Source organism: Listeria booriae (assembly GCF_000766865.1).
GTDB lineage: Bacteria > Bacillota > Bacilli > Lactobacillales > Listeriaceae > Listeria_A > Listeria_A booriae.
On record NZ_JNFA01000011.1, the window covers coordinates 483,212 to 505,065 of the forward strand.

Sequence of the window (21,854 nt, forward strand, 5' to 3'; positions counted from 1 at the left end):
GTGATGCTTAACAACAAATGGAGTTACTTCAAGCTCCATAGAAAAGGAGGCAATATTGGATGAACAAGAGAAAGCAACATAGAATACGGCTGGGAATAGGTATGGTGGTGGCAGGCCTTTTATTGGCATTTCCATTCTCGACATCATCGCCAGTAGCAATTGCGGACACGACAGTCGGAGCAGAGGACAAGATTGTAACTTTTCCTGATAAAACGGTGGAACGAGAAGTACGCGTGGAGACAGGAGTGTACGGAACTACTCCAATTACGCAAGAAGCGATGAAGAAAGTAAAGAAAATAAATATTGGGTATAGTGATGTTAAAAGTCTTGAAGGATTACAGTATGCAGTGAATCTAACCTATTTTTATGCTACTGCAAACGATATACAAGATATTACACCGCTCGCAAATCTTTCTAAACTTCAAATAATCATTATGACAGGAAACCATAATTTGACGGATGTTCAATCGTTGGCCACGATGACAGGGTTGCAAAGGATCATCATGGATTGGTGTGCGATTCGAGAAGTTCCAGATTTATCGAAACTGACACAGTTGAATTGGATATGGTTTGGTAGAAATCAAATTCAAAGTGCCGAATTTGCGAGAAACGTATCTTCTACCTTGAAGTTTGTATCATTGGGCTACAATAACATCTCAGATGCTTCCCCGCTTGCTAACACTCATAACGCAGACATTGAACTTGTAAAGAATCGTATTTTAGATGTCAGTATGTTAGATTGGGAAAGTAACATTATCGACACATCTGGCCAAGAAGTGACACTACCTGTGCAAAAAACGGGAGCATCTCACTTTATCTTTTCGAATCCGGTGTTGTCTACGAAAGGATCCATATTAGCACCAGATTCAATAAATGACGATGGGGTTTATCAAGAGGAGGGCAATCAATTTAGGTGGCCTATATCCCCTACGCAAAGAACGGGAAGCGTAAGTTTCATATATAGAGAGAAGAATGGAAAAGGAATTTCATATAATAGTGGTCGTGTCACGATTCCGTTTGAAGTCGTAGAAGCAGCGCCGGTCACGGTTCGTTATGTGGACACTAAGGGGGAATCCATTGCCGATGATGAAACGTTAACCGGCGAATATAGCACCAATTATACGGCGGCGGCCAAAGATATTCCTACTTACACGCTAGTTCGAACACCAGAGAATCGTATGGGTACCTACACAGAAAGACCACAAACCATCACTTTCGTGTACGACAAAGTAGACGCATCTCCCGTGACGATTGAGTATAGAAGTACTACAGGCAAAATAATCGCGCCAGGTGAAACACTACAAGGTAAATTAGACGAGCAGTATATGGCAGAAGAAAAAGGGATACCAGGATATACATTGATAGAAAAACCAGAGAACCAACAAGGTACCTTCATAGATAAAACACAAACGGTTACTTTTTTGTATAAGGCTGAGCAAGGAGCGCCAATTACTGTGCAATACTTAGACGACCAAGGAAAACAGTTGAAGCCAGATACATTTTTAGAAGGAGCGTTTGATACAGCATATCATACAAAAGCCATTGATATTGCGCATTATGCCTTGGTTAGCTCACCCCTAAATGCGGCAGGAACATTTACTTTGACTCCTCAAACTGTGACTTATCAGTATGTTCGGTTGGAAGGAAAACCAGTTATTATTAACTACGAGAGCAAAGATGGAAAAACACTGCATCCAGAGACACGTTTAATTGGCTTAGAAGGAACGAATTATGAAGCAACACCAAAAGTTATTAAGGGCTATGATGTCCTACAAGTAATAGGGCAAACTAAAGGGAAGTATACAGCTGATTCCCAACACGTTACCTTCATATATCAAGCTATAGGAGAAGCAAAGACACCATTCTCATTAGTTGCACCTAGAGAGCCTCAAGATCCAGATCCAACAAGCAGGTTAAAAGAAACAGTTCCATCAGTGGTATCTTTGCAAACAGAGATTCGAAGTAAGGACGAGGATACAGAGACAAAAATTTTACCTCATACGGGCGATCAAGAAAATGATTGGTGGTTCGTAGGTGGTGGACTTCTTATCTTGACGACCGCATATCGTTGGAGAAAAATGTAGCAAAAGAAATACTAAGATTATTAGATAGGGTCCTATCCCGTCTAATAGTCTTAGTATTATTTTTATGCCTAATAAATCAATGTCACATCTTTTTCTTTCAAAAACTGTTGCCATTCGTGTGATGGTTCCTTGTCTGTAATCAAGTAGTCAATTTCCGAAATATCGACGATTTTGATGAATGCGTTTCTGTCGAATTTGGAGGAGTCGGCTACTAGGATGACTTTGTTGGCGCGTCTTAACATGTGGTTTTTGACTTCGGCTTCGGGTTCGTTGGAGTCGGTGATGCCGTTTTCCATGGAGAGCCCCTTGCAGCTTATAATCGCGTAATCGACGTAGTAGCGGCTAATTGTGTTGGCGGCGTCTGAACCAACAAGTGAGTTGGATTTCGTGCGCAGTGTGCCGCCTGTGAGAATGAGGTGGACTTTGAAATTAGAGAGCAGGTCCACGGCTGTGATGGAGTTAGTAATGATGGTGAGATTCTCTTTCTCGCGCGCTAGAAGGCTGAGGGACTCGAAAACAGTAGAGCTTGTGTCGGCGATTAATGAGTCACCGGCTTTGATTAATGATGTTGTTTTTGTTGCGATGTTTTTCTTTTCTTCGACATTGATGATGTTTCTTGTGGCATATGGGAGGTCTTCGTTGGTGTGTTGACTGAGTGTTGCGCCGCCATAGCTACGGTCGACAATGCCTTCTTTCTCCAGTTTGTCCAAATCACGGCGAATCGTTTCTTCTGATACGTTGAATGTTTTGGCAAGTTGGGAGACGTGAACTTTTTTATTTTTCTTGATTTCCGATAGTATCTTATCTTTTCGCTCAAAAGCTAGCAATTTCATCACATCCTTGTCTTCTTTATTGTAAACAAAGAAATATTTACAAGCAAGTTTTATAATGAACCTCACACAAAACAATAGAAAACAACATAAATACAAATAAAAATGTTGACTTAATGTTTGTTTTGGTTTATTCTTGTCTTATAAATGAAAGACATGAAGGAGGTTTGGAGAATGAAACATGTAGCTGTGGATGTTGGCGCTTCAAGTGGCCGCTTGTTGTTAGGTGAGCTGGTTGATGGGAAAATAGCGCTGACGGAAGTGCACCGTTTCAAAAATGGATTTTCGCAGGTCGATGGTGTCGATTTATGGGATATTGATCATATATTCACAAATATTCTTGTTGGACTTGAGAAGTTGAAGCAGTCTGGTGTGGCGAGCTGTACGCTTGGGATTGATACGTGGGCGGTGGATTATTGTTTAGTGGGTCCTGGAGGAAAGCGGTTACACGAGGTAGTAAGTTATCGTGATGCACGGACGGATCAGGCGATGGATGCTGTTTTGAAGCGGGTTCCTGCCGCGGATATATACGAGAAGACGGGGATTCAGTTTTTGCAGTTTAATTCGTTGTATCAGTTGTTTGTGGAGGATGCGGAGCTTAAGAGGCAGGCAGAGAGCGTGATGATGGTGCCTGATTATTTGGGATATTTGTTGACTGGGCAGCGCGTGACGGAAGTGACGAATGCTTCTTCTACGCAGATGTTGAATCTTTGTACGCGGAAATTTGACGGAGAATTGTTGGATGTTGTGGGATTGGCTGCGGGGCAGTTTGCGTCGTTTGCGAAACCGGGACAGTTGCTTGGGAAGGTTAGTCGCGATTTACATGAGAAATATGATTTGCCGGATTGTGATGTGGTGGTCATTGCGACGCATGACACGGCTTCGGCGGTGCTTGGTGCGCCAGGTGTTGGCGATGATTGGGCGTTTTTGTCGAGCGGGACGTGGTCTTTGTTGGGCGCGGAATTGCCGAATCCGATTAATACGCGAGAGGCTTTTGCGGCGAATTACACGAACGAGTGGGGCGCCTACGATACTTTCCGCTTTTTGAAAAATATCATGGGATTGTGGCTCATTCAGGAAGTCGCGAGGATGCAAGATTATGCGTATAGTTATGCAGAACTCGCCGAATTAGCGGCACACGAAGAACCTTTTGCGGTGCTGATTCCCGTCGATGACAATCGATTCCTAAACCCGGAAAACATGATTGCCGAGATTCAAGCTTATTGCGCGGAGACAAACCAAGAAATCCCACAAACACCGGGAAAATTGGCGCGCGTTATTTATGATAGTTTGGCGGTTCAATACGCGCTGCAAATCGAGCAATTGCAAGCGTTGACGGGGAAAACGATACGGCATCTACACATCATTGGTGGTGGCGCGAACATCGCGATGCTGAACCAATTGACGGCGGATTTGACGGGGATTATGGTTCACGCGGGTCCGACGGAAGCTACAGGTCTTGGGAATTTGGCGGTACAGTTCATTGCGAGTGGCGAGGCGCGAAATATGACGGAAATCCGAGAAATCATTCGCCAATCCGTTCCAATAACTACATATAAACCAAGTAATAGCACCAATTTTTCGATAATAAAGGCAAAATACGAAACCATTTCAGGAGGCGTTTTAAAATGAGTAACGAACAATTACAGCAACAATACGAGTGGGCCAAGGCGGCCTATGCGAAATACGGCGTAAACACAGACGATGTTTTGAAAAAATTAGCCGACATCAAAATCTCCATGCATTGCTGGCAAGGCGATGACGTTGCAGGCTTCATGAACCCAGATCAAGAGCTGACTGGCGGCATTTCGGTGACGGGAAACTACCCAGGTGCAGCGCATACACCAGAACAATTACGCGCTGATTTAGAAAAAGCTTTTTCACTCATTCCCGGCAAACATAAAGTGAATTTGCACGCGATGTATATTGATACAGACGAAAAAATTGACCTTGACGAAATCGAGCCAAAACATTATGAAAAATGGGTTGCATGGGCGAAAGAGCAAGGATTAGGACTAGATTTTAACCCGACGTTCTTCTCGCATCCGAATTCCGAAGATGGATTCACGCTGAGCCATCCAGATAAGAAAATTCGTGATTTCTGGATTGAACACGGCAAACGAGCACGGAAAGTTGCGGCGTATTTTGGTGAAGAATTAGGACAAACATCGGTCAATAATTTTTGGGTTCCTGATGGTTTTAAAGATAATCCGATTGATCGTTTGGCGCCACGTAAGCGTTTGATGGAATCGCTGGATGAGATTTTCGCGGAAGATTTGGACAAGAAATATACGCTGGATGCGGTGGAAAGTAAGTTGTTTGGGCTTGGCGCAGAAGCGTATACGGTGGGTTCGCACGAATTTTATATGGGGTATGGCATTACGCGTAACAAGCTGGTGTGCCTCGATGCGGGCCATTTCCACCCGACAGAAGTAATTTCGAACAAGTTGTCTTCCTTGTCGCTGTTTAGTGATGGTATTTTGCTACACGTGAGTCGTCCGGTGCGTTGGGATAGCGACCATGTGGTGATTATGGATGACGAGTTGCAGGAAATCGGCCGCGAGCTAGTTCGCAATGATCTACTCGGCAAAACGAATATCGGCTTGGATTTCTTCGATGCCACGATTAACCGCGTCGCAGCATGGGTTATCGGCACACGCAATACGATTAAAGCGCTACTAAAAGCAATGCTTGAACCAACCGAATACTTGAAAAAAATCGAGCTAGAAGGCGACTACACAACACGTTTGGCGCTAACAGAAGAACTGAAAGACTTCCCGTTTGCCGCGGTTTGGGATTACTATTGCGAAGCACAAAACGTGCCAGTTCGTGAAGCGTGGTTAGAAGAAGTGAAGAAATATGAAGAAAATACATTGTTGAAACGTTAATAAGGGGGCAAAAAGTGATGAATGAAGTAATAAAAGCACCATTCGTACAAGAAATGATGAAAGTAACGGCAAATCTATATCGCCTTGGCTGGGATGAACGAAACGGCGGGAACATTAGTTATTTGCTGACAGAACAAGAAGTGAGCGAGTTTATCAATCCAAATCAAGTTATCCGCACAATACCAATGATTTTCGACGCAACCGAACTGGCAGGAAAATATTTTATCGTGACAGGTTCCGGAAAATACTTTAAAAATGTCATCGATGAACCAGATGTAAACCTCGGCATTATCCGTGTCGCGCAAACGGGTACAAGCGTTGAACTATTATGGGGCTTCACAGATGGCGGCGTGCCAACAAGCGAGCTACCAGCCCATTTCATGAGTCATATCGAACGACTAAAAATCGATCCGAATCACCGTATTATTATGCATAATCATGCAACAAATATTATCGCGATGACATTCACGCATTCCCTAGAAGAACGCGATTTCACACGTACTTTATGGCAAATGTGCACAGAATGTATCGTCGTTTTCCCAGAAGGTGTTGGCATTTTGCCATGGATGGTTCCTGGAACAGACGCGATTGGCATGGCAACAGCTGCGAAAATGCGCGATTTCCGATTGGTCATTTGGCCACATCACGGTATTTTTGGTGCTGGAAGTTCGATGGACGAAGTGTTTGGCTTGATTGAAACGGCTGAAAAAGCGGCAGAAGTCTACACACTTGTTCAAGCACAAGGCGGCGTAAAACAAACAATCACCGATCAACAACTACAAGATTTGGCGGACGCATTTGGTGTTACCGCAAAATCTGGATACCTACAAGTTGGCGTGAAGTAAGCAAACAAGCGGGGAAGCACAGTCCAAGTTTCCCCGCAAAATAAAAGGAGGAGACAGCAAAATGGAAAGAATCGCATCAATCATGTACTTAAAAGATGGTTTTGCCGAAGAATACAAAGCGCGGCACGACGATTTATGGCCAGAAATGGAGCAAGCATTAAAAGCCCATGGCGCACAGAATTATTCGATTTTCCTCGATGATAATACACACGTTCTGTTCGCATACTTAGAAGTTGAAAATAAAGAAAAATACGAGAAAATAGCATCGACAGACATTTGCAAAAAATGGTGGGCATACATGGAACCGCTGATGGACACGAACAGCGACAACAGTCCAGTCTCAAAAAATTTAACAGAAGTTTTCTATCTTGCATAATTAAAAGGAGGAAAAAACATGGCAAACGCGAAAAAGGGAAGTTTAAAAGCAACTCTAACTGTGTCGATGTCGAATTTCTTGGAAGCAGGTTCCATAGTTGCAGGGGCAGGCGGTTTGACATTATGGGTCAATTACTTAAACTTATCGGATGCATCGGTAGGACTACTCGGAGCGGTTAGTGCGAATGGATTTGGTTCCGCAGTCGGCGCCTTTATCGGTGGAGCACTCGTAGATAAGTACGGTCGTAAATTCATCTACAAATATGATTTAATCGTTTACATGATTGGTGTTTTATTGATAGCGCTGTCAATGAACTTCGGTATGTTGCTAACAGGCTATATCGTAACAGGGATTGCCGTTGGAGCCGCGATTCCAGCAGCTTGGACATACATCGCCGAAGAAGCCCCAGCAAAAAACAGGGCCGCACACGTCGGTTACGGGCAACTCGCTTGGTCAGTAGGACCCGCAGTAATGCTATTTCTAGCCGTTTTACTAGCACCACTTGGTCTACTCGGAAGCCGAATTATTTTTGGGATGCTGTTTGTAATCGCTTTAATCACTTGGGTAATGCAACAACAAATCAGTGAATCAGCCGTATGGGTCGATCAGAAAAAAGAAGACGCAAAACTTGAAAATAAGGGCAAAAAAGTTTCCATCAAGGAACTATTTACAATCAAAGCTAACCGAACTGCTATTATTTTAGTCATGGGAATCTATTTCTTCTGGAACTTAGTAGCTGGCGTCATGGGTTACTTCATGCCATACATTTACCAAGTTGTCGGCGGACTATCCTCAGCACACGCCAATCTTTTGCAAGGTACGCTATGGGTATTCACGATTCTATCCACATTCTTCGTATTCATTAAACTAGGCGACAAAGTCAACCGCAAACTACTATTCGGTATCGGTGCAGTCATGGGAATCGTCGCTTGGGCAATCCTAACATTTGGTTCCATGGGAATGACAGAACTACTACTATTCATCATCTTATGGGGCGTTGCCGCCGGATTTGGCGCACAAGCATTTTACGGATTATGGGCTGGCGAACTTTTCAAAACACAATATCGGGCGATGGTGCAAGGGCTCATGTTCGGATCAGTACGGATTGGTGTCGGCTTGATTTCGCTCGTCGTCCCAGCAATGATCACGTTCCTAGGATTCAAAGCAGCAGGAATGGTCATGATTGCTTTCCTAATTATCCACCTAATTATCGGCCTTGTCCTAGCCCCTGAAACACGCGGCAAAACATTGAAAGAAATTGAAGAAGAACGCTATGGTAAAGAAGACAAGATCATCGAGGAGGAAGAATTCAATGTATAACAGAATGATTTTAAACCAAACTTCATATTTCGGCGCTGGTTGCATCGAAAAAATCACCGAAGAAGCGCAAAAATCAGCTTTTCAAAAAGCATTTATCGTCACAGATCGACCGCTAGTAGAACACGGCATCGTCGCAAAAGTCACGGCACTACTTGACGCAGAGTCAGTGCCATACGACATTTTTGACGGCTCCGTTCCGAACCCAACGATTGCAGTTGTAAAATCAGGACTGGCGGCTTTCCACGAATCAGGCGCGGACTACATCATCGCAATTGGCGGTGGGTCCCCGATTGATACCGCGAAAGCAATCGGAATTATCGCGACAAATCCAAGCTTTGCCGATGTGCGGAGCTTGGAAGGTGTAGCAAATACGACGGAGCCTTGCGTACCAATTTTTGCAGTGCCGACAACATCAGGAACGGCAGCAGAAGTCACGATTAACTACGTTATCACGGATGAAGAGCAGCAGCGCAAGTTCGTTTGTGTAGACCCTAACGATATCCCGCTTGTGGCGTTCGTCGATAGCGACATGATGATGTCCATGCCAAAATCGCTCTGTGCGGCAACAGGAATGGACGCGCTAACACACGCTATCGAAGGCTACATCACGAACGCAGCTTGGGAAATGACGGACATGCTACACATAAAAGCCATCGAAATCATTGCTGGTTCCTTACGTGATTCAGTGAACGAAGACCCCGCTGGCCGCGAAAAAATGGCATTAGGTCAGTACATCGCGGGAATGGGATTCTCCAATGTTGGCCTAGGGCTAGTACACGGCATGGCGCACCCACTCGGCGCTTGGTATGACACCCCGCACGGCGTCGCAAACGCGATCATCCTGCCGACAGTCATGGCCTATAACGCAGCACACACCGGCGATAAATACCGCGATATCGCGCGAGCCATGGGCGTTCCGAATACCGAAACAATGCCCATCGAAGAAGCCCGAAAAGCAGCTATCGACGCAGTTTCCCAGCTTTCCAAAGACGTTGGCATCCCAGCGACACTAAGCGAAGTCGGCGTCAAAGAACAAGACATCGAAGCCCTGTCCAAAGATGCCCTCGCAGACGTCTGCACAGGAGGCAATCCGCGCCCAGCAAACACGACAGAAATCCAAGAGCTATACCGATCACTACTTTATTAACAAAAATTTCACACTTTCATCTTATAAAATTCATGTCTGTCCGTTAAGATAAATATAGTAGATAACAGCAGTGACTCCTTAACTCCCTTTTGGGTCACTGCAATGTTTCTCACCTTTTTTCATACCTCTCTTTGCGAAAACACCGCCCCTTAGTGAGATGGGGACGGTGTTTTTGTTGGGCCTGTATGAACAAAGTGAATTACAGTCCCAATATAAGCGTGAGCAAAGCGAGGGGTTAATCCTTAAAGCCTGTTCGACGCCAAACTTCTTTACCAAACGCTCTATCACGATTTGTGTATAGCGAAAAATACGTCTTACCCGAAAAAAAGACCTTGTGGGCCTTCTCATTTAGCGAAAATACACAAAAAAATCGCGCACCTAGCCATATCGTCTGACAATTCACCCCAGTTCACACGTATTTTTAGACCCTTTAGATAAATCCCCACTACAAAACTAGCAGAAAAGAACAAAGCTTTCTCCTCCGAGTCGATGTAAAATAAATATTGTGATAACATTCACAAATTCGAGAGGAGTTGTAACAAATGATGTTTGCGAAAAAAGTACAAGATTACAAAGAACGTATTTTTGATGTAAATGAAATCAAGTCTTTCGATAATGAGCAGGCGAAGAAAACCGTTTTTTACGAAACAGGGCAAACAGTAGGGGCGGTTTGGTGTTTAAAACCAGGACAAGAACTTTATTTTCATTCTCATAAACAGGCAGACGATATTTGGATCTGTATCGAAGGCGATTCTGGCACATACTACCCTGAATGTGGCGAATCCGTTGAGATTTCCAAAGGTATGATTTGTGTCGCTAGACCAGGTGAAAAACATGGCATGAAGAACACGGGCACAACCGATTTCGTCTTTATTGGCATTGCTGGACCAGTGCCGCTAGATTTAATTTTGCACGAACTGGAATAGTTATGTATAGTATATAATCAACTCATACAGTGTTAAATATCCTCTGAATGTGCTACGATTAGATTTGGCACAAAGAAGGGGGATATTTTATGAACATCATTATTGCATTATTAGCTGGTCTCGTAGCATTCGCGGTCGGGGCTTTATGGTACACCGTATTTTTCGGAAAGATGTGGATGAAAGCAGTCGGAATAAGCGAGGAAACCGTGCAGAAAAGCTCACCCATGGCCTCAATGATCGTAACGGTCGTCGTGGAAATGGCAGTAGCCTTACTCGTTAGCTTCGTCTTAATTCATTTGGACCTTGGGGTTTATCTCGGCGGACTTCTCATTGCAGGCATCGCAATCCTGTCCGCAATTAAGAACTACATGTTCGAAATGAAGCCATTCCGACTGATTTTAATAAATGAAAGTTACAAATTAGTAACGATTATGATTATGACGGCAAGTGTTGCGTTGTTTGCCTAAACTGGAGTAGAATTTACTTCGGTTTTTTTGCGCTTTTCTTGACTCTGGGGCGCATATACGAAACAATAAGGTATAGAATTAAAAGGAGGTTGTTTCACGTGAAACATTGTAAAATTAAAATTGAAAAAGATGTTCCCGCAAAAATGCGCGATGGTGTGACGTTGTATGCAGATGTTTATCGACCAGATGAGGACGGCGAGTTTCCAGTTTTACTAACAAGACTTCCTTACAGTAAAATTTTTGGATTGCATTTTTTACGGCCAGATGTGTTGGCGGAGAATGGATATATTGTTGTGGTGCAAGATGTGCGCGGGCGTTATGCGTCAGAAGGCGAGTTCATTCCTTACATAAATGAGGCGAATGACGGCTATGATACGGTGGAATGGGCCGCAAAACTGCCACAAGCAAACGGCAAAGTTGGCATGTTTGGCTTGTCGTACTACGGCTACACGCAATTGTTAGCCGCGATGGCTGAGCCACCGAGTCTGAAAGTCATTGTTCCAACGATGTCTCAAAATAATATGACGGATGTCTTTAATGACCATGACGGTACACTCGAATTGGGTGCGTGGGCATCGTGGAGCATCGAATCGATTCTCCCGGATTTAATTACGCGCCATATCACAGACCCGAAAGAACGTGAAGCTGCATTCGAACAACTAGCAAATAACATAGATAACCTTGAAGAATGGTACAAATACAAGCCAATCAACGCCTGGCCACCAATTAAAAACACTGGCGCGATGCCATATTTCACAGAAATTCTCGACTACCCACTAGACCACCCACATTGGAAAAATACGAGCGTCAAAGACAACTACGACAAAGTAAAAACGCCAGGTCTGCACATTGGCGGCTGGTATGACTGCTTCCTAGACAAAACAATTGCGAACTTCTTAGGCGGACACCGTCAAGGTCTCGGAGACAAACTCGTGATTGGTCCTTGGACGCACGGCAACTTCATCTCAATGATTGGTGACCGCGATTTCGGGACGGCTGCCAACGCTTGGGGCGAAGCAAACATGCACACACGCCACATCGAGTGGTTTAACCATTGGCTAAAAGGCGAGCCACTACCGCACACAGCGCCAATTCAAATTTTCACAATGGGTATCAACAAATGGCAAGGCGCGAAGAATTGGCCACTAGAAAACACGAATTTCACGCCGCTTTACTTCCATAGTAACGGCAATGCAAATACACGAAATGGCGATGGCACCGCGGATTTCAAACGACCAAAAGCTACAGAACCCACTGATAATTTTGCGTATGCCCCTGAGAATCCTGTTCCTTCACACGGCGGTGGAACGCTGCACAAAGCGATTCAAGCGGACGGGCCACGCGACCAGCGCGAACTAGAGCTACGCGAAGACATCCTGTGCTACACGAGCGAGCCGCTAACCGAAAATATCGAAGTAACCGGACCAGTCGAAGTCGTACTTTGGGCAAAAACCGACGCCATCAACACCGACTTCACCGCAAAACTAATCGACGTCTTACCTGATGGCACAGCATTCAACCTCACAGAAGGCATCATCCGCGCGTCCAAACAACACGGCGATCAAGTACAAAAAAACGTGCATAAATATACGATTAATCTTTGGTCTACAAGTAACGTTTTCCTAAAAGGTCACGCCATCCGTGTCGAAATTTCATCCAGTAACTTCCCACGATTCGATGCTAACCCTAACACTGGCGCGAGTTTTATCGACACAACCGAAAGTGTCATTGCGAACCAAACCATTTTGCACGACGAAGCACATCCATCCCATATTTTACTGCCGATAATTCATGACTAAAGTTCCTATACGAGCCATTTAATTCATGGTAGAATAATAAGGTATGTCTAAAGTAAAGTATCTTTCAAGGCAAACTAAGGGAGCTTGGAAGTTAAACAATAAACAAGATACACATAAAGGAGCGGTAAGGTGAGAATTTTTTCGAAAATAGGTGTTGTCTTTTTAGCAGCAACCTTAGCAATGAGTAGTTTAGTACACGGGCCAGTAACGGCGGACGCAGCAGTAGCGCCACCAACAGTTAACGCCAACGCAGCCATCACAATTGAAGAAAGCACCGGCAAGATTTTATACGGCAAAAACCCAGATCAACTGATGGGCATCGCATCCATGACCAAAATGATGGACGAATACTTACTTTCCGAAGCAGTAGCCAAAGGCAAAATCGCATGGGACGACAAAGTAACCATTTCCGACTACGCTTATGAAATTTCGCAAGACCGCTCGTTATCCAACGTACCATTACGACGCGGCGAGCAATACACAGTAGAAGAACTTTACCAAGCCATGGCCATCTATTCCGCCAACGGAGCAGCAATCGCCATCGCTGAAAAAATAGCAGGATCAGAAGCCAAATTCGTAGACATGATGAACAAGAAAGCCGACGAACTCAAACTCGGCGAGCACAAATTTGTCAACGTAACAGGCCTTAACAACGCCGACTTAAAAGGCAAACAACAAGTCGGAAGCGCAACAGACGAGAACCAAATGACAGCACGCGGCGTGGCGAAACTTGCCCAACATATCATTCAAGACTACCCAGACGTGCTCAAAACATCGAGCATTCCAAAAATGAAGTTCCGCGCAGGCACCAGCGACCAAATCGACATGACGAACTGGAACTGGCTACTACCAGGCTTGATTTACGCCCGAGCTGGCGTTGACGGCTTGAAAACTGGAACAACCGATTACGCAGGCCAATGTCTCACAGCAACCGCAGTACAAGACGGCATGCGCGTTATCACCGTAGTCATGCACGCAAACGGCGGAACGAGCGCCCACGACAAAACACGCTTCACCGAAACAAACAAAATGCTCGATTTCGCATTCAATAATTTCAAAGTCATGGAAGTCCGCAAAGCCAACACAACAATCAAAGAAACCGCCAAAGTAAACAAAGGCAAAGAAAACACTGTGGCCCTAATGACCAAAGACGCAGTAAAACTAGTAGTACCAAAAACAACCACAGAACCTAAACTAAACGAACAAATCACAATCGACAAGAAAACACTAGGCGCCCCAGTCAAAAAAGACACCAAAGTCGGCACAATGACCGTCCAACTAAAAGACGGCGACACACTAGGCTACGTCGATGGCAAGAAAGTAGACACCATCAACGTCGTAACCAAAGACAATGTCGACAAAGCCAACTGGTTCATGCTAGCCCTCTACAGCATCGGCGACTTCTTCAGTGGCATCTGGAATTACATCACGGACGGCGTCAAAGGTTGGTTTAACTAAATATATGTAAAATAAGAGTCCCGTATTTCGATACAGGGCTCTTATTCTAACTCAAAGCAAGTAGTAAATATCGATTTTTTTTAAAGTGGTTAAGACGTACACTCCGCTTCACACAAATCGAGCGAAAACGTTTGCATTTTAAAAGTTTGGTGGAAGCCGGAAGCGGAGCATACTTGTGTATGTGATGACTGAAAGCAGGGAGGGAGTCGTATCCCCGACCATGCAAGAAGTTAAGCGTAACGTTAGTGTAGCAGAACCGCTTGGAACTCGCATCCAAACCTTGATGGAACGCTACTCACAAACTCGCAGGTATATTGAGGCTGTGGCTCAGTGCATCGAACAGTCGGTAAGGATTAACCCATCACTTCGTTCACGCTTATATTGGGCCTGTAACTCACTTTGTTCGAACAGTCCCAACAAAGAAACCAACGTGGGTATAAGGGAGGAAACCACGTTGGTCAAAAAGGGAGTTTGGATTTTCGTTCTCAGGGGAAAGAATGAAAATTTAATTTGTTAACTTATGACTTTATTATAACGAGACAATGAGAGATTAGCCTGTGATCGAGATGAGAATTTAATGAAAATTAAAAAGCTTGCTCCCCTTTTTATCGGATAACAAGCTTTATCTTACGTGTTTACTTCTCTTTCTCACCATTCTCTACATAACTCATATCATTTACATCACTAATCGTATATTTACCATCTTTATACTCAATTTTAGTAACACTCGCATTTTTTAGTCCGCCATCAGGTAATTTATACCCAGGAGAAATCGTATCTAAAAGCGCTCCAATACTCAAGCCATGCGATACAAGAAGGACATTGTGATCCCCTTTTCTGCTTTCTTTTTTCGCGATGTCATCTAGACCATCTTGCAAACGAGCTGTAATTGTCGCATAATCTTCCGCAGGCCAGTTGCTGCCTTCTTCTACGCGAGTTTTATCCAATGCTGCTACACTGTTCGCAAAATCTTTCGGTGAAATACCAGCTTTTTGCCATTCTTCTAGTGTTTTTCCTTGGCTTTTCGCAATATCTGTCCACATATTGTGATTTAAATCACCTTCGTAGCTACCAAAATTGAACTCGCGGAAACGAGCGTCTGTTTTTAGTTCAGTGCCAGATGATTTTTTATTTTCTTTCAAAATGATATCAGCTGTCTGAATCGCGCGACCACTATCGCTACTATAAGCCGAACCGAATTTCACGTCTTTAAGACCTTTCCCAGCATTCGTTACAACTTCTTCCCCAGCCGGCGTTAATACTGCATCAGACCAACCTTGCACACGATCCGTCGTATTAAGCATTGTTTTCCCGTGCCTTACTACATAAAAAGTAACTGTCCCATCTTTTTTCGCCGTGTCTTTTGAATCCGCGCTTGTACTCGTATTACTACAACCCACGACCAATAATAAACCACAAACCACCATTAAAATTTTTAACATCTGCTTTTTCATTCTTCTGCTCCTTTTTTTGTTAAAATTTATCTCAACAGCTGAGGGAAGCTGCGGAAATCGATGCAAAAAAATAACCCAAATAGATTCAGAAAAACGCATAAATACGCCATTCCCATTCTACTTAGGTTATGCCCGAATAAACGGTAACAATCCTTTTAAGATATACATGAAATTTACAACAAAACTAATATACCACATCGTGCAAACGGTTTCAATAGAAAAATTAAAAAATTTTTGGTAGAGTGACTGGTCAGGATTTTGGGTAGGTAATATTTTTTAATAAAATCCAAATAAAAAACCATCGCGGAAAAGGGAGTAACCATGGTCAAAAAGCGAGTTTGGGTCGAGCGAAGCGACAAACGCCCATCTCCGTCGTTAAAAGTTCCGTTCCGATGCTCTCGTACTATAGTACGCTCCGCTTCGGTACTCGCTTTTGCCTAGGATCTGGGCATTTGTCGCTCCGCTCGAGGTTTGGTGGCTGGTTGGGATTATGAGTTGAGAACATTATTTTAAGGAACAAAAAAACATTAAAAAACCACCGCGGAAAAGGGAGTAACCGCGATGGTCAAAAAGGGAGTTTGGGATTTTCATTCTTAAGGGAAAGTATGAAAATTATTTGCTTGTTGTTAGCTTATAAGTACATATTAAACGTTGCAGAAAAAATTTTGCTGTGAGGAACATTAGAATTTGATGAAAAATAACATCGGGATTTAAAGGGATTGTCGTTGGATTGACTTAGTCCTGTAATGTTCGGTTGGTATGATGTTTCTCAAATGGGGAAAAGGGAGTGCAAATCTTGACAGTTAAGTTTCGTAATGGGGTTATTTTTTTGGTACTGGTAATGGTTCTGGCAGTAGGGGTTTCAGTGTTACCGAAGACTGGGAATGCAGCGACGACTTACAAAATGACGACAACGGTAGAGAGCAATATTCGCACAGGGGACAGCGTGAAGTATGCCATTATCGGCTACTACAAGGCAGGAACGACAGTCACTTTCACAGGAAAAACGGCAAATAATTGGTACCGCATTACATATAAAGGTAAAGTGGGATATGTATCAGGAAAATGCCTAGCACCATACAAGGCGCAAACTTTCACAGCGCTTAACAACGAAGCAAAGAAGCACTTAGGTAAGAAATACAAATGGGGCGCAACTGGCCCAACATCATTCGACTGCTCTGGCTACACAAGCTATGTCTTCAAACAATCCATCAACAAAGCCATTCCACGGACGGCTAAAGAGCAATACAACGCCTCCACAAAAGTCAAAGCTAACCAACTAAAAGCTGGCGATCTAGTCTTCTTCAACTACGGAAGCGGCATCGCACACGTTGGAATCTACGTAGGCAGCGGCAAAATGATCAATGCCCAAAACAATGGCGTAAAATACGACACAATCTCAAGCGGATACTGGAAAAAATACATCGCAGGCTACGGCCGTGTTGTGAATTTCTAAATCTGGATTATATAATGAATCGGCGAATGGTGCTCGATTTGGAGTGAAGCAGAGATCACATCTCATAAAGGAGTTTTGTGATTTTCTGCTTTTTTGCATGCAAAAACTGGTGTGGAAAAGGCATTAACCACACCAGTTTTAAAAGAGAGCTATCAAGTATCAGGCCAAAAGGGGAGATGACCTGAAGTTACTTGTTGTTTAGCTATGCGTTTATAATAACGAATTTGTGCTAAAATCCAATGTGAATTGTGTAACATTATGATTAATTATCGCTTAGTTCTTGCTCACTTGAATAAATTTGTAGCTGTATGGCGAGCCGAAAGTGTGTTTTTGAACGCCGGTGATATCTGGATTTTGAAGGACAGCGACTTGGTGTTGGTATAATGGCAAAATTGCGGCACCATCGTCTAATAGGACTTTTTCAGATGCGATGAATGCGTTCCAACGTGCTGAAGGGTCTGTTGCTAGTGTTGTGTCGGTGGATTTGACGAGTTGGTCGTATTTCGGGCTATTGTAGTGCATGCTGTTGTTGTAGTAATCGGATAGGAATAGGCTGCTATACGTCCACGGGTCTTTGAAATCGGGCATCCAAGCTGCTAGCGACATGTCGTAATCGCTGGATCGTGTTAGCTCGGTTGCGCTTTTTGCGGGCATGGTTTGGAGGTTGATTGTCACGCCAGGTAAATTCGTTTCAAATTGATTTTTTAGGAAGGCAAAAATGGTTTTTGTCGTGTCTTGGTCGTCGCCTAGAAGTTCAAGTGTGATGGTGTTTGTGCCGAGTTCTTTTTTTGCTTGTGCGAGGTATTTGCTGGCCTCGGTTTTGTTGTACAGGAGGTGATCGCCGCTGTCAGTGCGGAAATCTGCGCCTGTTTTCGGATTTTGTACGAAGTCTTTAGGAAGTAATCCGTTAGCAGGGAATGATCCGTCGCCTAGGATTTCAGTTGTTAATGCTTCTTTGTCGACTGCTAGATTGAGCGCGTGGCGCAGTGCGTTGTTTGCGAGTGGTGTTGCTTTGCCATCACGGTTTTGATTGAAGCGCAAATAACTAACAAGTGCATCTTTTTCGGTCAAAAAGTCAGCGCGGTCTTTGTACTGTTTAGCAAAATCGCCAGAAAGTGGTGCGCGGTCGGCTTCTTTTGTGTTGTATAAATTAACGCCTGCATTGATGTCTTTAGCGACTTGTACGGATATTTTGTCGACGTCTACGTTCTTTTTATCCCAGTATTCTGGATTTTTCGCGTAAGTCCAGTTTTTTGAGGTGTTGCCGTCCCAGTTTTGCATCACGAATGGGCCGTTGTATAGTGTGTGCTTGGCGTCTGTGCCGTATTTATCGCCTTGTTTCTCCACGAATGCTTGTTTTTGTGGGAAGAAGGTTTCGAATGAAAGTAATGAGATGAAGTATGGAACTGGTTTTTTCAGCGTGATTTTTAAGGTTGCTGCATCTGGTGCGACCACGCCGAGCTCTGAGACGGGCAGTTTACCTTCGTGGATTTCTGTGGCATTTTTGATGGAATCTTTGAAAAGAGCGGCATAACTTGGCGCGGTTTTTGGATCAACGGCGCGGCGCCATGCGTAGACGAAATCGTTGGCGGTAACTTGTGAACCGTCAGACCATTTGGCGTCTTTTCGTAATTTGATTGTATATTCTGTCTGATCGGCATTGATTTCAGGCATGTTTGCAGCGACGCCGGGCACGAAGTTGTCCTTTTTATCCAATGTATAAAGTCCTTCAAAAACTTGATTTTGCGCGGTGAAACTAACGAAATCTTCTTCTGCGGTCGTGTTTAATGTGAGTAGTTCCCCTGTTTCTAGAAATTTCACTGGTTCGCTTGCTTTGTCCTTGGTTTCTCCTGAGTCATTGCCACACGCGGCCAGCAAGACAAGTCCTGTAAGTGATAATGCAATCCAGCCCTTTTTTGTAAAATGCATGATGTTCCTCCTCTTTTTCTAGCTTTTTTTGTTAATTATAAGTATTCCGATGAAATAAGTCAACTTTAAAATTTGCATAAAAAAACCAGCGTGGAAAAGGGAGTAACCACACTGGTCAAAAAGGGAGTTTTACGAATCTCATTCAAAAAAGGGGGAAAAGAATGAAATATCGTTTGTTGTTAGCTTATGGTTATATAATAACGGTCGCAAGCGAAAACCTGCTGTGAGTAAAATGAGAAATTGATGAATGTTTGGCTAGTATTTCTTCATTCAATGTAAATCGATTGGAGCCCAGCCGCGAACGCTGTTAGTTAGCCAGATTTTCGTAGCTTGCAGCAAGTCATTGCGATGTAGTACGCGCTCAGTTATAGTGCCATCTGCGAGTAATGTTTGGCGCATGACGCCACCGAGTAATCCTGATGATTGTGCGGGGGTAACTAATTCACCGTCAATCTCCGCGACAAGATTGCCATTAATAAATTCTGTGATTTCACCGCGTTCATTCCATAAAAGTGTTTCGTCATAATCAATACGTCGACGTTTTTCATACATAGTTCGATGCGTCGTTTTGTGATAAAGAAACGGATTGGTGCTGTTGACCGATTTATCTGCGAAATGCGCTGTCCACATGATTGGATCAGAGATAACCAGCGAACCTTCAACGGTTGCCGTTCCATCTTTTTGCACGAGGAGGCGAACTTTCCAAATATCATTAGGGTGTTCTTCGGCAAACGTTGCTAGGGCTTGTTTTGCGTCATGAATGTTCCACGTGAAACCAAAATAATTAGCGCTATTTTCGACGCGTTGCAAGTGAAGATCAGTACGTGAATAGTGTCCGTTTTCTAATCGTAAACTTTCCAATAGTTCGAATTTAGGTAGATAGGTAGTCAGAAGCGCAGCCTTGGCTTGAACTTCTTCATATTCCGCACCACTCCGTGAATCCCAAACAATCCCGCCACCAACGCCATATTCCGCCGTCTTTTCTTCCGTATCAACAACGACAGTCCGAATCGGGACATTAAAAATAGCTTCTTTATCTGGCGTCACATAGCCAATGGCGCCACAATACACGTTACGCGGCGAAGTCTCGGCTTGCGTAATAAGTTCCATCGTTTTTACTTTCGGCGCGCCTGTAATTGATCCACATGGAAACAGCGCCTCAAAAATCGCCGTCAAATGAATATCGGGCAACGTTTCCGCGGTTACCGTCGAAGTCATTTGCCAAACCGTCGGATATCGCTCCACATCAAAAAGGTGCGGCACTTTTACCGTTCCAGGTTTTGCAATTTGACCAAGATCGTTGCGTAATAAATCAACAATCATCACATTTTCCGCCTGGTTCTTGGCTGATGCGCTGAGCCAATCACGCGCCTTCGCATCATCACGCTGCGTCATACCGCGTCTAGCAGTACCTTTCATCGGTTTCGTCTTAATCACGCCGTCTTTCCAATGGAAGAAAAGCTCTGGTGATGCGGATAAAATATGAAACCTACCAGTAGAAAGGTACGCCGAATAATCCGCTTGCTGCGCCACTTTTAATTGCTCGTAGAAGTTCTCATCATCTTCGGCAAAGGCACTCTCCAAGCGAATTGTATAGTTGGTCTGATATGTATTTCCAGCTGCGATTTGGTCACGAATAAAACGAATTCCTTTTGCGTAGGATGCATAATCGGTTGTTGGCTGCCAGTCAAGCTTTGGCGGTTGAAGTATAGGAGCTTCTGATTGCGCGACCTCACGCATTTCTCTAAATACGCCAAACCATAACAAAGGCATTTTTCCCGGTGCGAGAGTTTGGAGGTGTTTATTGAAGGCTGGCGCTGCCTCATACCCAACGTAGCCCGCAACATAATAACCGAGGTCAATAGCCTGTTCGACTTGTTGCATTCGCTCGGTTACTTCTTCTATATTATCGGTCTGAATAATGGCTTCTGGAGAGGAGAATAATTGTGTTTTCCCGTTAAAATCGAACTGCATTTTCATTTTCGTAGCTCCGTTCCGTTAATTTTACAAAGTTATCTAGAATTTCATGCCCATATTCGGAAAGAATCGCTTCTGGATGAAACTGCACGCCTTCAACTAAAAACTCGCGATGACGGACGGCCATGATGAGGTCGTCTGCTGTTTTTGCAGTGATGTCTAGAGCTTTCGGAAAATTGGATTCTGCAGCAATTAAAGAATGGTATCTAGCCACGGAAAAATGCGCGTTTAGATTATTAAACACGCCTTTTTGATCGGTTAAAATAGTGGAGACTTTGCCATGGACAGGTTCAGGCGCGCGAACGATTTCTCCGCCGAATGCCTGAACAATAGCTTGGTGACCAAGACAAATTCCTAAAATCGGGATTTGACCGCTAAATTCGCGGATAATAGCAAGGCTCATTCCTGCCTCGTTGGGTGTGCCGGGTCCTGGAGAAATAACAATCGATTCGGGATTAATTTCACAAACTTCGGCTAAGGTTATCTGATCATTTTTCACAATCTTGACCTCTTTGCCGAGCTCTAATAAATATTGATACAAATTGTATGTAAATGAGTCATAATTATCGATTAACAGAATCACACGACCACTCCTAAATGGAATTTCAATGGTTTTACGTCCAACCTATTTATAGCAAATTCGAGACAGTTTGTCCACCAAGCAGACTTAAATTTCACAAACTATAAAAGAGGATTTGCGTGTGGGAAAAAGAGATGTTATAATGGAGGTGCAAATAAGGAAGTCATGCGGCTAACATAACTTCCAAATACAAACACCATTTAAGATGGTGACAGCCTGTATTGTTTCGCGAGCCACTAAGCCGTCAAGCTGAGAGTGGCTTTATTTTTTGCTATCTTTACTGTTCATTATCATAACAACTAGCCCTGCAAGCGCAAT

Annotated in this window: 17 protein-coding genes; 12 read left to right on the forward strand and 5 right to left on the reverse strand. The window is 43.9% G+C overall.

All coding sequences use genetic code 11. From position 1 onward, the window contains the following. The first annotated feature begins 59 nt into the window (after positions 1-59). Entirely contained in the window at positions 60-2,084 is a 2,025-nt protein-coding gene (locus EP57_RS05435; protein WP_036084875.1) for a MucBP domain-containing protein, read from the forward strand. Between the two features lie 68 nt (positions 2,085-2,152). Here EP57_RS05435 and EP57_RS05440 read toward each other — a convergent pair whose 3' ends face one another. Further along, positions 2,153-2,917, reverse strand: a complete 765-nt coding sequence (locus EP57_RS05440; RefSeq protein ID WP_338151740.1) for a DeoR/GlpR family DNA-binding transcription regulator — start codon at positions 2,915-2,917, stop codon at positions 2,153-2,155. 171 nt (positions 2,918-3,088) lie between these two features. On the opposite strand from EP57_RS05440, the gene rhaB reads away from it, so the two are divergent. The 10 genes from rhaB to pbpD1 all read left to right on the forward strand — a co-directional run bounded on the left by rhaB (position 3,089) and on the right by pbpD1 (position 14,140). Beyond that, positions 3,089-4,546, forward strand: a complete 1,458-nt coding sequence (gene rhaB, locus EP57_RS05445; protein WP_036084877.1) for a rhamnulokinase — start codon at positions 3,089-3,091, stop codon at positions 4,544-4,546. After that, entirely contained in the window at positions 4,543-5,802 is a 1,260-nt protein-coding gene (gene rhaA, locus EP57_RS05450) for an L-rhamnose isomerase (RefSeq protein ID WP_036084878.1), read from the forward strand. Before rhaB ends, rhaA begins: the two co-directional genes overlap by 4 nt. Positions 5,803-5,816: 14 nt before the next feature. After that, entirely contained in the window at positions 5,817-6,647 is an 831-nt protein-coding gene (gene rhaD / locus EP57_RS05455) for a rhamnulose-1-phosphate aldolase (RefSeq protein WP_241480708.1), read from the forward strand. Between the two features lie 61 nt (positions 6,648-6,708). Beyond that, positions 6,709-7,023 carry an L-rhamnose mutarotase gene (rhaM, locus tag EP57_RS05460; RefSeq protein ID WP_036084880.1) on the forward strand — a complete coding sequence of 105 codons (315 nt, stop codon included), beginning with the start codon at positions 6,709-6,711 and terminating at the stop codon, positions 7,021-7,023. Between the two features lie 18 nt (positions 7,024-7,041). Next, on the forward strand, positions 7,042-8,343 hold the full coding sequence (locus EP57_RS05465) for an MFS transporter (RefSeq protein ID WP_036084881.1): 1,302 nt from the start codon (positions 7,042-7,044) through the stop codon (positions 8,341-8,343). Further along, a complete protein-coding gene (fucO, locus tag EP57_RS05470; protein WP_036084882.1) occupies positions 8,336-9,490 on the forward strand; it encodes a lactaldehyde reductase in 1,155 nt (384 codons plus the stop codon). Before EP57_RS05465 ends, fucO begins: the two co-directional genes overlap by 8 nt. Before the next feature lie 542 nt (positions 9,491-10,032). Next, complete coding sequence (locus EP57_RS05475) at positions 10,033-10,416, forward strand: cupin domain-containing protein (RefSeq protein ID WP_230910966.1); 384 nt, start codon at positions 10,033-10,035, stop codon at positions 10,414-10,416. Positions 10,417-10,505: 89 nt separating this feature from the next. Next, positions 10,506-10,883 carry a DUF1761 domain-containing protein gene (locus EP57_RS05480; RefSeq protein WP_036084883.1) on the forward strand — a complete coding sequence of 126 codons (378 nt, stop codon included), beginning with the start codon at positions 10,506-10,508 and terminating at the stop codon, positions 10,881-10,883. Positions 10,884-10,981: 98 nt separating this feature from the next. Further along, positions 10,982-12,682 carry a CocE/NonD family hydrolase gene (locus EP57_RS05485; RefSeq protein ID WP_036084884.1) on the forward strand — a complete coding sequence of 567 codons (1,701 nt, stop codon included), beginning with the start codon at positions 10,982-10,984 and terminating at the stop codon, positions 12,680-12,682. A 180-nt stretch (positions 12,683-12,862) separates the two neighbouring features. Continuing rightward, positions 12,863-14,140: a D-alanyl-D-alanine carboxypeptidase PBPD1 gene (pbpD1, locus tag EP57_RS05490; RefSeq protein ID WP_052167582.1), complete on the forward strand. Its 1,278-nt coding sequence runs from the start codon at positions 12,863-12,865 to the stop codon at positions 14,138-14,140. A 635-nt stretch (positions 14,141-14,775) separates the two neighbouring features. On the opposite strand, the gene EP57_RS05495 is transcribed toward pbpD1, so the two are convergent. Then, entirely contained in the window at positions 14,776-15,594 is an 819-nt protein-coding gene (locus EP57_RS05495; RefSeq protein ID WP_036084887.1) for a histidine phosphatase family protein, read from the reverse strand. Positions 15,595-16,435: 841 nt separating this feature from the next. On the opposite strand from EP57_RS05495, the gene EP57_RS05500 reads away from it, so the two are divergent. Further along, the gene (locus EP57_RS05500; protein WP_052167583.1) at positions 16,436-17,050 is read left to right on the forward strand and encodes an NlpC/P60 family protein; all 615 of its coding nucleotides are present in this window, start codon (positions 16,436-16,438) and stop codon (positions 17,048-17,050) included. Between the two features lie 273 nt (positions 17,051-17,323). Here EP57_RS05500 and EP57_RS05505 read toward each other — a convergent pair whose 3' ends face one another. The 3 genes from EP57_RS05505 to EP57_RS05515 form a co-directional block, all read right to left on the reverse strand. Beyond that, on the reverse strand, positions 17,324-18,979 hold the full coding sequence (locus EP57_RS05505; RefSeq protein ID WP_036084891.1) for a peptide ABC transporter substrate-binding protein: 1,656 nt from the start codon (positions 18,977-18,979) through the stop codon (positions 17,324-17,326). 270 nt (positions 18,980-19,249) lie between these two features. Next, a complete protein-coding gene (gene pabB / locus EP57_RS05510) occupies positions 19,250-20,959 on the reverse strand; it encodes an aminodeoxychorismate synthase component I (RefSeq protein ID WP_036084892.1) in 1,710 nt (569 codons plus the stop codon). Continuing rightward, positions 20,937-21,539: an anthranilate synthase component II gene (locus EP57_RS05515; protein WP_036084894.1), complete on the reverse strand. Its 603-nt coding sequence runs from the start codon at positions 21,537-21,539 to the stop codon at positions 20,937-20,939. The genes pabB and EP57_RS05515 overlap by 23 nt, the downstream gene beginning before the upstream one ends. Positions 21,540-21,854 lie beyond the last annotated feature (315 nt).